Source organism: Crossiella sp. SN42, from assembly GCF_023897065.1.
Lineage (GTDB): Bacteria > Actinomycetota > Actinomycetes > Mycobacteriales > Pseudonocardiaceae > Crossiella.
The window spans coordinates 127,940-140,643 of the sequence record NZ_JAMHIV010000023.1 but is presented as its reverse complement, the minus strand read 5'-3'; the positions used below and the strand labels follow the sequence as shown (position 1 = coordinate 140,643).

The following is a 12,704-nucleotide window of genomic DNA, read 5'->3' as shown; positions in this document are numbered from 1 at the left end:
TTACGAAAGTCTGGTCGCGGCCCTCCCTCCGGCGGAGCCCTGCCCCCGATGATCTAGTTTAAGTTTGAATTATGCGGCGCGATGACGCACCACCACCACAGGCGAGTTCCCGACGACGATTCATCCGCTCCGGCGCGCTCGGCGTGACCGCGGCGGCGCTCGCGGCGGGCGGGGTGACCGCGAGCGGCGGGCAGGCCGTGGCGGCCCTCGGCCAGCCGGTCCGCCCACCCGCGGACGGCTCACCGGTGCCGGTGACCCCGGCCTGCTCCGGCCGGGAGACCCCGGCGGCGATGGAGGGCCCGCTGTTCCGGCCCGAGTCGCCGGAGCGCACCGACTTCCGCACCCCGGCGATCACCGGGGTTTTCCTGTCCCTGCGCGGGATTGTCTACGACACCGCGTGCCGGCCGATTCCCCGCGCGCTGCTGGAGTTCTGGCAGTGCGACCAGCACGGCGACTACGACGTCAGCGGTTTCTCGCTGCGCGGCCACCAGTACACCGGGGCCGACGGCGGCTACCGGCTGGAGACGATCATCCCCAGGGACTACTACGGCCGCTGGGGCCGCCGGGCCCCGCACATCCACACCCACGTGCAGGCGCCCGGCGGGCCACTGCTGGTGACCCAGCTGTACTTCCCGGACAACACGGTCGCCTACGGGCGGGACTTCGCCGCGCTCAACGCCCAGGACGCGCTGATCAACCGGGCCTGCACGATCCTGTTGAACGCCAACGGCTCCAACGCCTACGGTGGCCGGTTCGACTTCGTGATCAAGCGGACCGTGTCATGAGCAGGCGCTGGCTGGCCTCGACGCTGGCGGTGCTGGGCGTGCTGCTCGCGCCGGCCGCAGGCGCGGACCCGCTGAACTGGCAGGCGGTGCCGGTCCCGGTGGCCAAGGGCGACCTGACCGCGGTGGCCGCGCTCAGTGACACCCAGGCCTACGCGGTCGGTTACCGGCTGCGCAGCGACACCGCGGCGGACATGCTCGCGCTGCGCTGGGACGGCCGGAGGTGGACCCAGCACTCGACGCTGCCCGCGGAGGCCTTCCCGCAGGCGCTGGCGGTGCGCTCGGCCACCGACATGTGGGCCGCCGGCGCGGGCACCGCGCAGTGGAACGGAACCACCTGGGTCCGCCGCGCGCTGGCCACCGATCCGGGCGGCACGATGACCCCGGAAGCCCTTGCCCTGGCGGAGCACAACGCGGTCTGGGTGGCCGGCAAGGCGGTGCCGGGCGCGATCAAGAACGGCACCCCGGCGGTCCAGCGCTGGGACGGCACGGCCTGGCAGCGGCAGACCCTGCCCGCCCTCGGCAAGGGCGAGCTGAACGGCATCGTCTCCCTCGGCCCGGGCAAGGCCCTCGCGGTGGGCGCCCAGTTCGCCACCGCGAGCCAGCCGCAGCGTCCCTTGGTGCTACGCCTGAGCAACGGCCAGTGGCGCGCCGAACCCGCGCCCCAACTGACCGGGCACAGTTGGCTGAGCGCGGTGACCAGCGTCAGCCCCACCGAGGCCTGGGCGGTCGGCGCCACCTCGGTCAACGGTGTCGAACAGCCCCTCGCCCTGCGCTGGAACGGCTCGGCCTGGGCTGCCACCCAGGTCCCGCCGGTGCCGGACGGCCGCCTGCGCGCGGTCGGCCGCACCGCCGCGGGTGAGCTGCTGGCCGCCGGTGGCAAGGGCGCGGTCGCGGTGCTGCTCCGCTGGGACCCGGCCGCGAACGCCTGGCAGCGCCTGGCCGATCCGGGCATCGTGGCCAGGGCGTTCAGCACGGTGCCGGGGTCGAACGCGGTGTGGGCGGTCGGCATCAGCCGTCAGGGTGACCTGGTGCCGCAGACCAGGCACACCGTCCGCTGATCGCACTCGTCCCGCATCGCCAGGCCAGTAGCCTGACCCACGTCGACGACGGGGGAGCTGGCGATGCGGGACGAGCGGGCGGACAACCACAACCAGGTCGACCGGGTGATGGGGGACCTGGTCCAGGTCGGGGTGGTGCACGGCGGGGTGCACCTGCACCACAGCGGGGCGGTGTCCCCGGCGCGGCGGCCCAGCCTGCCGAGCGGGCCGCGCGCCTTCGTCAACCAGGTCGGCCCGCTGGCCGCGCTGGACCGGCTGCTGGACCGGCCCGAGGAGCACGAGCCGATCGTGGCCACGATCTCGGCTGGCCGGGGCTTCGGCAAGACCGCGCTGTGCCTGCACTGGGGGAACCAGCACGAGCCGGAGTTCCCGGACGGCCGGATCCACGTCGGCTTCGGCGCCTGGACCGACCGCCCGCGCGGCACCGCGGAGGTGCTGGCCGAGGTGCTGGAGCAGCTGGGCTGCGCCAGGGCCGGTCAGCCGACCGAGCTGGGCGCGCTGTCCAGCCTGTTCCGCGAGCTGACCAGGGGCAAGGCCTACCTGCTGGTGCTCGACGACGTGGTGGCGGCCAACCAGGTCACCGCGCTGCTGCCCAGCCGGGGCCGGTCGGTGGTGCTGGCCACCGGCTCGGACAACCTCCGCGCGCTGGTCGCGCAGGGTGCGCACTCGATCGAGCTGGCGCCGCTGGAAGACGACATGGCCGAGCTGTTCCTCTCCCTTGCCGAACCGCTGGTACCGCTGATGGCGGAGCAGGCCGAGGCGGTGCGGGCCGTGCTCGACCGCTGCCACGGGGTGCCGGTGCTGCTGGACGCGGTGCGCGCGATGTTGCTGGTGACGCCCGGTATGGACTTCCGGGAACTGCTCGCCGAGCTGGACGCGGCCGGGCACGGCGTGACCTCGATGCGCACCTCCGGCGGCGAGCCGGTGGAGGTGATCTTCGACGTGGTGGTCGGCAAGCTCGGCCCGGAAGCCGCGGCCTGTCACCGAATTTACGGTCTGCATTCCGGGTTCGCCGCGCTGTCCGTCGGTGTGCTCGCCGCGGCCACCGGGTTGACCCAGGCCGAGGTGCGCAAGGGGATGCGTGAGCTCCTGGGGCTGCGTCTGGTGGAGCCGCCGACGGCGGACCGGTACGCGATGCACCCGTGGATCAGGTCGCACGCCGCCGGGGTGGTCCGGCGGTTCCCGGCCGGGTCGGACGACGAGATCCTGACCAGGGCGGTCGACAGTTACCTGGCCGTCGCCGCGTCCGTTGACCAGGCGCTGTGCCCCAACCGCCCGTGGCGCGCGCGGATGTTCCCCGAACTGTCCACAGTGGACAGTGTTGGCCGGGAGAACGCGGAGAAGTGGCTGCTGGCCGAGGTGGAGAACCTGCGGGCGGTGGTGGAGCTGGCCGAGGCGGCCGGTGAGCACGAGAAGGTGGTCCGGTTCGGCGTCCTGCTGTGGTCGCTGTTCCTGGTGCTGAAGCGGCACTCCGAGGCGCTGGCGGTGTTCCAGGCGGCCGCGCGGTCCGCGCAGGCGCGGCGGTCACCGCTGGTGGAGAGCGTGCTGCGGACGCAGATCGGCTTTGTGCACCGGCACTGCGAGGAGTTCGACGAAGGGCAGAGAGCCTTCGACGCCGCGATCGCGCTGGCCAGGACGGCCGGGGATCTGGAGGCCCGGTTGACCGCGACTGAGGGCCTTGGCCTGATGCTGCTGGACCAGGGCCGGATCCCGGAGGCGCTGGAGTTGTTGCGGGAGAACCTGGCCGGTGCCCGGTTGATCGAGGATCCGCGCCGGATCGCGTTGGCCGAGCTGCACGACGCCAAGGCGGAACAGCCGGGTGTCGCGCAGGTGTTGCTCACGGCCGCCGAGGCGACGTTCCACGGGCTGGGCGAGGAGTACAACGCGGCGAAGGTCCAGCTGTGGCAGGGAAAGAAGCTGATCGAGGCGGGGCAGCTCGGTGACGCGGGCGCTCCGCTGGCCGCGGCGCTGGACACCATGACCAGGCTGGGCCGGGACTTCGACCGCGGCGAGGTGCACGAGGCCCTGGCCGAGCTGGCCACCGCGCGGGGCGAGCACGACTCGGCCCAGCGGCACTACCGGGCCGCCGCCGACATCTACGCCGAGCTGGGCCTGGTGCGGCAGGTGCGGCGGGCGGTGGCCTACTTCCGGGTGGCCTGAACGGTCCGCCCGCCGACCTCGATGGTCAGCTCCGGCGGCAGGTCACCGGCCACTCGCAGCACCGAGGCGGCCAGCCTGCCGGTCAGCCCGTCGGCCAGGTACCGGAAGAGGCGGCCGTCCCTGGTGCCCGCGAGCCAGCTGCTCGCATCCAGCGGACCCGCCGCGACCTGGCAGGACGGCAGCGCGGCCAGGGTCGCGGCCACCCACGCCGCGGTGACCGGGGTGTGCGTGTGCAGCACCACCTCGGCCAGGTCCAGCCAGGCGCGGTAGGGCTCGGTGGTGTCGGCGGCCAGGTGCGCGCCGGGCGGCATGACGGACTGCTGGCGCAGCAGCTCGGCCGGGTGGCGGGTGACGGTGGCCTTGGGCAGGTCGAGCCGCACCTGGACCAGTTGGGCGGCAACGGGTTCCGGGGCTGCCGGGGGCAGTGGCGGGGCGGCCAGGCGGGCCGGGGCACTGGGTTCGGGCAGGGCGAGCAACTGGTAGAAAGCCTTGCGCAGCAATGGGGCTGACTCGCCGGGCGCCGAGGTGGCGAGGCTGGTGACCTCGGCCGCGGTGGCCGGGTCGTGGGTGGCGATGGCCTGGTCGACGGCGGCGCGGAGGTCGGCGGCCAGTGGTGGCGCGGTGGCCAGGAACCGGCCGACGGCGGAGTCCGGATCGACCGCGTGCGCCGGGGCGGTGGCCAGCAGCACCGGGCGGCCCAGGGCGGCGGCGTAGAAGCTGAGGCTGGAATGGTCGCCGATGACCAGGTCGGCGGCGATGGTGGCCGCGCGCCAGCCCTCCTCCGGCGGCAGCACAACCGCGCCCGCGCGGGTGCACTCGGCCAGCCAGCGGTGCAACTGCCAGCGGGAATGCGCGTCCCAGACCGCGGGGTGCAGGGCGACCACGATCCGGTAGTCGTCCAGCGGAAGGGCTTCCAGCAGGCGGCGGATGAGCTGCGGATCGTTGCCGTACAAGGAGTCCGGGCCCCAGGTGGAACAGACCAGGACGAGCCGCTGGGTGTCCGTGACGCCCAGGGTGGCGCGGTAGCTGGGGCGCAGCGGCAGCCCGGCGAGCAGGCGGTCGAAACACGGGTCACCGGCGACCAGGGCGCGTTCGGCGGCCTCGGGCACGGCGGCGGCCAGGCGGGTCAGCTGTTCCTCGTGCGAGAGCACGATCAACGAAGGGATGAGCTCACCGTCGGAGAGTAGCCAGCGGGACGAAAGACCGAAAACCGATTTCCGATTTCCGATTTCCGATTTCCGATTTCCGGGCGAGTATTTATTGTAGCCCATTCCGTGTGGCACCACGACCAGGGGCGCCAGCAGATCCCGCAGGTCACCGCCGTAGCTGGCGGAGATCGCCAGGTCGAACTCCACCTGGATCGCCTGGCTCCACGGAATGACCGCCATCTCGCGTTCGTGCAGCCATTCCTCGGTCCGCCCGGAAAACGGCGAGGAACCGGGACAGGTGAACACCACCTGCACCCTGGGGTCGTCGGCGACCAAGGGCAGCAGGTCCAGCAGGCGGGTGGCCGCGGTCAGGTTGTGCACCACCGCGAGCACCGTGCGCTCGGTCCGCACCGTCGTCCACTGTGGACTGTGCGGCCCGATCGGCACCTTCACCCACCGCTGTCCAGGCACGAGCGGTGATCTTACGAGGTGAACCGCACTCCGCCGTGGATGTCCCTGGCCTGCACCACGTTGCCGGTCACGGTGCCGGAGATGTGGTTGGTCACGCCGTCGGTCTCGGCGTGCTGGGCGGCGTTCGCCCACTCCGCGCGCAGCCGTTCACCGAACTCCGGGTCGGCCGCCTCGGCGCTGGCCAGCACCGCGGTGAGCTTGCGCACCTGCCGGGAGTCCGCCGCCTCGCCCTCGGCCGCGACCAGCGCCTTGGTCGCCGTCCGGTCCTCGGTGAACCGGGCTTGGACCAGCTCGTACAGGCCGGTGTGGCGGCGACTGGCCAGTGCGGCGGCGATGGTGGCGAGGACTGGTTCCGGCATGGTTCCCCCTGCCCAGGCGACTTCGGTCGGTGTTGATGCTGACACAGCGCGTGTTCGTGGTGCCAGTGCCACCGTTGACTTTCGGCAGTACCCGGGGCCTGCCCTGCTGCGTAGCCTCGCGCAGGTGCGCTCCCGCTGGACCCCGACCACGCTCGCCCTCGACCTGGCGCTGTGGCTGACCTTCGGCATGGTCGCGGTGGGCGGCAGCCAGGTGCCCAAGGCGAGTCCGTGGTTCTGGCCGACCGTGGCCGGAGTGGTGCTGCTCACCCTGCTGGCGGTGTTCGTCAGCCGGATCAGCCCCGCGCTCGGCCTGGCGCTGGCCATGTTCGGCACCGCCTGGCTGCTCACCTTCGTCTTCCTGCTCACCCTGCTCAGCTTCCTGGCCGGTCGCCGCCCGGACCGCGGCCCGCCCGCGCTGCTCTGGCTGGCCGGCGCGGTCGTGGCCGGCGCGCTGTGGCTGACCCTGGCCAGCCAGCCGGTCGGCGAGCTGGTCACCGGCGTGTTCGTGCTGCTGCTCGCGGTGATCTTCCCGGTGCTGGCCGGGCGCTGCTGGCGGCTCTACCAGGACCTGGTCTCCGCAGGCTGGCGGCGGGCCGAGCAGCTGGAGAGCCAGCAGCTGATCCTGGCCGACCGGGCCAGGCTGCGGGAGCGGGCGCGGATCGCCCAGGACATGCACGATTCGCTCGGCCACGAGCTGAGCCTGATCGCGCTGCGGGCAGGCGCCCTGGAGATCGCGCCCGACCTCAGCGAACGGCACCGCGGCTCGGCGGGGGAGCTGCGCGCCACCGCCACCGCGGCCACCGAGTCGCTGCGGGACATCATCGGCGTGCTGCGCGATGAGACCGACCCGGTGCCGCTGGAACCGGTCGGCGAGCAGGCCGCCGAGCTGATCGAGCGCGCCCGCGCCTCCGGCATGGCCATCGACCTGGTGGTCAGCGGCGCGGCGACGCTGCCGCCGATGGTGGACCGCGCGCTGTACCGGGTGGTGCAGGAGGCGCTGACCAACGCCACCAAGCACGCGCCGGGCGCGCTGGTCACGGTGCGGATCGAGCACGGCGACGGCGAGACCGCGGTGACCGTGACCAACGAGCAGCCGCGGCAGCCCGGCAACGGCCTGGCCTCCGGGCAGCGCGGCCTGCTCGGGCTGCGGGAACGGGTCCGGCTGCTCGGCGGCAGCCTGACCGCCGGTCCGCACCAGGGCGGGTTCCGGGTCGCCGCCCGGCTGCCGCACCAGAGCAGATCCGTTGCGCCGCAACCGGAAGCGGCCGAGCGCTCGGAGTCGGCGAGTCAGCTGGCCAGGGCGCAGCGGCGGGTGTGGCGGGGCCTGCTGGCCGCGGTGTTCATCCCGGTCGGCTCGGGCATCGTGCTCTGCCTCGGCGTGCTCGGCGTCTACCTTTTCGTCACGGTCAACTCGGTGCTCAAGCCGGAGCCGTTCGACCAGTTGCGGCTCGGCCAGACCAGGGCGGAGCTGGCGGAGGTGCTGCCGCGCTACGAGATGGCCGACCCGCCGTCGGAGCGCGGCCTGCAACCGGAGGCCGGGGTGCGCTGCGCGTACTACCGTTCCTCGACCGGGGTGTTCAACCAGGTCGACGTGCACCAGCTGTGCTTCGCGGGCGAGGCGCTGATCTACAAACACGTGATTCCACGGGGGCTGCGGTGATCCGAGTGGTGCTGGCCGACGACGAGGCGGTGATCCGGGCCGGCGTCCGGGCGATCCTGGCCGTGGACACCGGGATCGAGGTGGTCGGCGAGGCCGAGGACGGTCACCAGGCCATCGAGCGGGTCCGCGAGCTGCGGCCGGACGTGGTGCTGCTGGACATCCGGATGCCCAAGCTGGACGGGCTGGCCGCGGCCGCGGAGATCCGCCGCCTGGCGCCGCGGACCGCGGTGGTCATGCTCACCACCTTCTCCGAGGACGCCTACATCGCCCGCGCGCTCGGCGACGGCGCCAGCGGCTTCCTGCTCAAGGCCGGCGATCCACGGGAGCTGATCGCCGGGGTGCGCGCGGTGGCCGAGGGCGCCGCCTACCTCTCGCCGAAGGTCGCGCACCGGGTGCTCACCGAGCTCAGCGGCGGCCTGATGGCCCGCGGCGCGGCCGCGCGGGAGCAGACCGGCAGGCTCACCGAGCGGGAGCGGGAGGTGCTCGCCTTCGTCGGCGGCGGCCTGTCCAACGCGGAGATCGCCCGCCGCCTGCACCTGGTCGAGGGCACCGTGAAGGCCTACGTCAGCACCATCCTGAGCAGGCTCGGCGTGCGCAACCGGGTGCAGGCGGCGATCCTGGCCTACGAGGCCGGGCTGGTCCGCGGCCTGGACTGAAGCCACCGCGCCAGCACCGGCGCCAGCACCCGCACGACCAGCGCGACCAGCGCGGGCGCCAGCAGCGCGCCGAGCAGGAACCCGGCCAGCACGTCGTGCGGGTAGTGCACGCCGAGGAACACCCGGGAACCGGCCATCAGCACGGCCAGCGGCAGCAACCACCACGCGGTGCGCCGCCAGACGAAGGCCAGCGCGAAGGCCGAACCGGCCGCGAGGGTGGCGTGGTTGCTGGGGAAGGACCAGTCGCCGACCTCGGGGCAGTGCGTGATGGCCGCCGCCCCGGCCACCGCCCGGCAGGGCCGTTCCTCTTGCAGGACAAGCTTGAGCGCCTCGGAGACCGCGTAACCGCCGACCACCGCCAGCGGCACGGCCAGTGCGGTGGCCAGGGTCAGCGGCGCGCGGTCGCGGGCCCGCCAGAACAGGGCCAGGAAGAAGGCGCCGAAGACGAACAGTCCGGCGTCGGTGCCGAACTCCACCAGCGAGCGCACCCATTCCGGCGTGCTCGCGGCGAATCCGGTGACCGCGCGGTAGAGATCGATGCTCACATCAGGGATCAGGGACACTCAACGAAAGCTAGGCAGGGCGCCCCACCGTCCACAGTGCTCGATCGGCAGCGGCTACCCCTGACTTTCGTCAGGTCGGCGGGCCCGCGCCGGGCGCACCCAGGGGGTCGGTTCCGGCCAGTTGGGCACCAGCGCCACGGTGAGCCCGGCCAGCGTGGCCAGCGCGATCAGCCAGGCCGTGTGCCCCTCGCCGAGCGCCAGCATCCGGGCCCCGGTGAAGAACACCACCACTCCGGCCACCTTCGCCACGTTGGGCTCGTGCCGCAGCACGTAGAGGAACAGGCTGAAGGCGAGCAGGGCCAGGTACTGCAACGCGCTGTCGCCGTGTTCGCCGAGCGCGAGGGTGAAGACCTGGAGCCCCAGCAGGAAGTAGGCGAAGGCCCAAGCCCGGCTGATCCGGCCGCGGGTTCGTCTGGCCCGGCGGGTCACCCGCTCGCTCACCGTACGATCTTGTTGCGCCGCACCGGACCTCATGGTCTCGGCTACCCGTCACGCCGGGGTTCTACGCGCATCTTCAGCCCGCGCTCAGCAGCCGCGCCTAAGCTGATCTTCGCCGGTCGCGGTGAGTGAGGACGCCGCGGCCGCACCATCCTCGTCGGGCGACGTCTGCGACAACGTGTATCGGTTGTCCGGGCGCGTCCGTTACGCCGTTTTCCGGTGCTGTTTCTCACGCCCTACCGGCTCTCTTCGCGCCCGCCTTTTGGGGCAGGATCTGCGCATCCCAACCGGACTCACCGGGGGGACTGGGATCGCGCCCGAGCGCGAACACATTTTGGGGAATCACGTGCAGAAGTCCTTGGGTCTGCTGACCCGTGCCGTCGCGACCGCCGCCGCACTCGCGGTGATCGCCGCGCCGATGGCCCTGGCGCAGACCACCTCCAGCACCACCGCGACCACGACGACGAACCCGGTCAGCAGCACCACCGCGCCGACCACCACGCCGTCCACCTCCAGCGCGGTCCCGACGACCACGCCGTCGGCCACCACGAGCCCGGTGACCAGCACCACCAGCCCGCGCCCGACCACCTCGATCCGGCCGACCACCTCGACCAGCGAGCAGCCGGACCCGGGCGGCAAGCCGTGGCAGGACCAGATCTTCGGTCTGGCCTCCAACCCGAACGACCCGACCCAGGCCGCGATCATCATCGGTTGCGCCGCCGGTAAGCCGACCGACATCAGCTCGGTCGCGCTCACCATCGACGAGGCCATCCAGAGCGAGGTCGACCCGCGCGTCTACGTCGCGCTGGCCCGCCTCAAGGACGGTGTCGAGCTGGGCGAGTACCAGGTCACCGCCAAGTGCGGTGGCAAGACCCTCAGCTTCACCTTCCGGGTGATCGGCGACGAGCAGTCCGGTGGCAAGACCCCGGTGCTGGGCAAGCCGGGCAAGGGCAAGAAGAACTCGCAGATCGGCTTCACCCCGCGGGGCGGCGTGGAGACCGGCGTCGGCGGCACCGCCTGAGCATGTCGACGACCAAGCGCAGTGGTGGCCGCGGTTTCGCGGCCACCGTCCTGCTCGCCACCGCACTGCTGGTGAGCGCGTGCGGCGGTGGCGGCGAGCCCGCCACGCCGCAGACTTCCGCGCCGCAGACCAGCGCAGCGGCCTCGGCCGAGACCAAGCTCAAGCCGACGGACGTGCGCATCCCGAAGATCGGTGCGCAGTCCTCGCTGATCAGCACCGCGATCAACCCGGACGGGTCGCTCGAGGTGCCCAAGGCGGACAAGCCCATGCAGGCCGCCTGGTACCGGATGAGCCCGGTGCCGGGGGACAAGGGCCCGGCGATCATCCTCGGCCACGTGGACGGCAACAAGCAGCCCGGCATCTTCTTCAAGCTGCACGAGCTGGCCGTCGGCGACGAGGTGTTCGTCAAGCGCAGCGACGGCAAGGAGGTGAAGTTCGTGGTCACCGCCAGGGAGCAGAAGCCCAAGAACGAGTTCCCGACCGAGGCGGTGTACGGCGACAGCCCCGACCCGATCCTGCGGTTGATCACCTGTGGCGGCGCCTTCGACAAGGCCGCGCACAGCTACCAGGACAACGTGATCGTCTCGGCCAAGCTGGCCGCCTGAGCCGATCGCGCGACCCGGGCCCGGTGCGGAAGTCCGCACCGGGCCCGAACTGCGTACTGGAAGAACTCAGGACTAAGGCCGTATAACGACGCTGGCTGGTCCGCACGGCCATGTGTCACGATCGTGCTCCGAATCCGCGCCGACCTGGGGGCTTGTGCATGGACCAGGAGCGACTTGCCGCTGCCGCCCAGCGGGCGCTGGTGCGCGTCCGCGCGGCAGGTGCCAGCAAGGAACAGGCCGAGGACTGCGTGCAGGACGCGGTGGCCGACCTGCTGGCCAGCGCGCACACCGCGCCGGTGGACCGGCCGGAGGCCTGGCTGACCACGGTCTCCCGGCGCCGGTTCGTCGACCAGCTGCGCCGCCGCAGGCGGGAGCAGACCGCGCTGGCCCGCAGTGACGCCCAGCGCGCGGTGTTCGGCGCCGACCCGTCCGAGGCGGTGGCCGACCGCGACCAGGCCCGCTGGATGGCCGCCGCGCTGGACGAGCTGCCCGAGACCACCCGCGAGGTGGTGGCCATGGCGGGCGCGGGCGTGCCGCCCACGCAAATCGCCACCGAGCTGGGCCTGAGCAGCCGCTCGGTCGAGTCGCACCTGACCAGGGCGCGCAGGCTGCTGCGCCGCCTGGCCGCGGCCGCGGTGCTGCCGCTGGGCGCCGGCCTGGCCGGGATCTGGCGCTGGCTGGGCGCGGGCAACCTGGCCGGGGCCAAGGTCGCGCTGGCCGCGGTGTCGGTCCCGCTGGCCCTGGGCTCGCTGGCGGTGCTGCCCCCGCTGCCGGGCCCGGAGTTCAGCCCCGAACCGCCACCGCTGGCCCTGGTCGAGGTGCCGCAGGAGACCCCGCAGCCGGTGCCACCGCCGGCACAGGGCAACACCCAGGTGGACCCGCCAGCCTCGGGCACCCGCCAGCCCGGCTCGCCCGGCCGGTCCGGCGCCGAGGGCAACGGCAAATCCGGCCCGCCCGCGCACGGCAAGGGCAAGGACGGCAACGGCAAGGACCGGGGTCGCAAGCCAGCTGACCCAGGACAAAATTTCCAAAGTTCTGGCTGGTCAGGGCATAGATTCGGCCGGACCGAAAAAAATCGACAAGATCTTTTTGCGGGTCCGGGCGGTCCCGTGCGACAACAGAGTGGTGGACGCAGCAGGCATTGACCGCGCCGCGCAGCACACGCGGTGGTGTCCACCAGCACCGGAGGAAGTTCTGGTTGAGGTTCACGCGCTGCCCTGGCCAGTGGGAATCCGGTGTCGAGGTCACGGTGGGGTCGGTGTCAGGGCCCCGATCCCGACTCCACCGTGACCTTCCCCTGCTAACCGACCCTGATCGAGATCGCCGAGGACACCGCGGTGCTGACGTCGATGTCCGGGCCGTCGGCCTGTACCCGCAGCGTCAGCGAGGTCTGCACCAGCAGTGACAGGCTGAACGTGCCGTTGGGGCGGCACCGGCTCCAGTCACCGAGGTTCACCCACAGCCCGGTGCTGGTCTGCGACTGGAGGATCACCGAGCCGAGCAGCGCCGCGGAGCGGGCGCCCGCCAGCTCCTCCAGCGAGCCGTCGATCTTGACCTCCTCGCCCTTCTTGACCTTCTTCTTGTTCGCCTTCGCGTTGACCTTGACCTTCTTCTTGCCCTGCTCGACCACCGTCGAGCCGGAGTCGGCGGCCGAGGCGGCCGCCACCGGGGCAACCGCCAGCGCCCCGAGGGCCACCAGCAGCGCCATCACAACTCGGAGGAACCGGGTCCGCAACACCGGCAGGTTGTTGTTCATAACCTGAACCAGAACCAACTACTG

General features: G+C 72.4%; 14 protein-coding genes. 8 read left to right on the top strand and 6 right to left on the bottom strand.

Translation table 11 applies throughout. The features are described from left to right. Positions 1-71: 71 nt before the first annotated feature. From M8C13_RS26985 to M8C13_RS26975, 3 genes are all read left to right on the top strand, one after another. Positions 72-785 (top strand): dioxygenase, encoded by a 714-nt coding sequence (locus M8C13_RS26985; protein ID WP_252483499.1) that lies wholly within the window; start codon positions 72-74, stop codon positions 783-785. After that, positions 782-1,843 (top strand): hypothetical protein, encoded by a 1,062-nt coding sequence (locus M8C13_RS26980; RefSeq protein ID WP_252483498.1) that lies wholly within the window; start codon positions 782-784, stop codon positions 1,841-1,843. The genes M8C13_RS26985 and M8C13_RS26980 overlap by 4 nt, the downstream gene beginning before the upstream one ends. A 63-nt stretch (positions 1,844-1,906) precedes the next feature. Next, a complete protein-coding gene (locus tag M8C13_RS26975; RefSeq protein ID WP_305884004.1) occupies positions 1,907-4,003 on the top strand; it encodes a tetratricopeptide repeat protein in 2,097 nt (698 codons plus the stop codon). Here M8C13_RS26975 and M8C13_RS26970 read toward each other — a convergent pair. Next, a complete protein-coding gene (locus M8C13_RS26970; protein ID WP_252483497.1) occupies positions 3,985-5,622 on the bottom strand; it encodes a hypothetical protein in 1,638 nt (545 codons plus the stop codon). The genes M8C13_RS26975 and M8C13_RS26970 overlap by 19 nt on opposite strands. An 11-nt stretch (positions 5,623-5,633) precedes the next feature. Then, positions 5,634-5,981 (bottom strand): hypothetical protein, encoded by a 348-nt coding sequence (locus M8C13_RS26965; RefSeq protein WP_252483496.1) that lies wholly within the window; start codon positions 5,979-5,981, stop codon positions 5,634-5,636. A 124-nt stretch (positions 5,982-6,105) separates the two neighbouring features. On the opposite strand from M8C13_RS26965, the gene M8C13_RS26960 reads away from it, so the two are divergent. Continuing rightward, positions 6,106-7,641, top strand: coding sequence for a sensor histidine kinase (locus M8C13_RS26960; protein WP_252483495.1), 1,536 nt, complete (start codon positions 6,106-6,108; stop codon positions 7,639-7,641). Then, positions 7,638-8,297 (top strand): response regulator transcription factor, encoded by a 660-nt coding sequence (locus M8C13_RS26955; RefSeq protein WP_252483494.1) that lies wholly within the window; start codon positions 7,638-7,640, stop codon positions 8,295-8,297. Before M8C13_RS26960 ends, M8C13_RS26955 begins: the two co-directional genes overlap by 4 nt. Here M8C13_RS26955 and M8C13_RS26950 read toward each other — a convergent pair. The 3 genes from M8C13_RS26950 to M8C13_RS26940 form a co-directional block, all read right to left on the bottom strand. Next, positions 8,264-8,860 carry a phosphatase PAP2 family protein gene (locus M8C13_RS26950; RefSeq protein WP_252483493.1) on the bottom strand — a complete coding sequence of 199 codons (597 nt, stop codon included), beginning with the start codon at positions 8,858-8,860 and terminating at the stop codon, positions 8,264-8,266. The two genes, M8C13_RS26955 and M8C13_RS26950, sit on opposite strands and share 34 nt — an antisense overlap. A 54-nt stretch (positions 8,861-8,914) precedes the next feature. Continuing rightward, on the bottom strand, positions 8,915-9,301 hold the full coding sequence (locus M8C13_RS26945; RefSeq protein WP_252483492.1) for a hypothetical protein: 387 nt from the start codon (positions 9,299-9,301) through the stop codon (positions 8,915-8,917). A gap of 339 nt (positions 9,302-9,640) precedes the next feature. Then, positions 9,641-9,865, bottom strand: coding sequence for a hypothetical protein (locus M8C13_RS26940; protein WP_252483491.1), 225 nt, complete (start codon positions 9,863-9,865; stop codon positions 9,641-9,643). Here M8C13_RS26940 and M8C13_RS26935 point away from each other — a divergent pair. The 3 genes from M8C13_RS26935 (at position 9,855) to M8C13_RS26925 (ending at position 12,069) form a co-directional block, all read left to right on the top strand. Then, a complete protein-coding gene (locus M8C13_RS26935) occupies positions 9,855-10,319 on the top strand; it encodes a hypothetical protein (RefSeq protein ID WP_252483490.1) in 465 nt (154 codons plus the stop codon). The two genes, M8C13_RS26940 and M8C13_RS26935, sit on opposite strands and share 11 nt — an antisense overlap. 2 nt (positions 10,320-10,321) lie before the next feature. Further along, positions 10,322-10,924, top strand: coding sequence for a class F sortase (locus M8C13_RS26930; RefSeq protein WP_252483489.1), 603 nt, complete (start codon positions 10,322-10,324; stop codon positions 10,922-10,924). 158 nt (positions 10,925-11,082) lie between these two features. Beyond that, positions 11,083-12,069 (top strand): RNA polymerase sigma factor, encoded by a 987-nt coding sequence (locus tag M8C13_RS26925; RefSeq protein WP_252483488.1) that lies wholly within the window; start codon positions 11,083-11,085, stop codon positions 12,067-12,069. A gap of 155 nt (positions 12,070-12,224) precedes the next feature. On the opposite strand, the gene M8C13_RS26920 is transcribed toward M8C13_RS26925, so the two are convergent. Then, the gene (locus M8C13_RS26920; protein ID WP_252483487.1) at positions 12,225-12,680 is read right to left on the bottom strand and encodes a hypothetical protein; all 456 of its coding nucleotides are present in this window, start codon (positions 12,678-12,680) and stop codon (positions 12,225-12,227) included. Between the last annotated feature and the right edge of the window lie 24 nt (positions 12,681-12,704).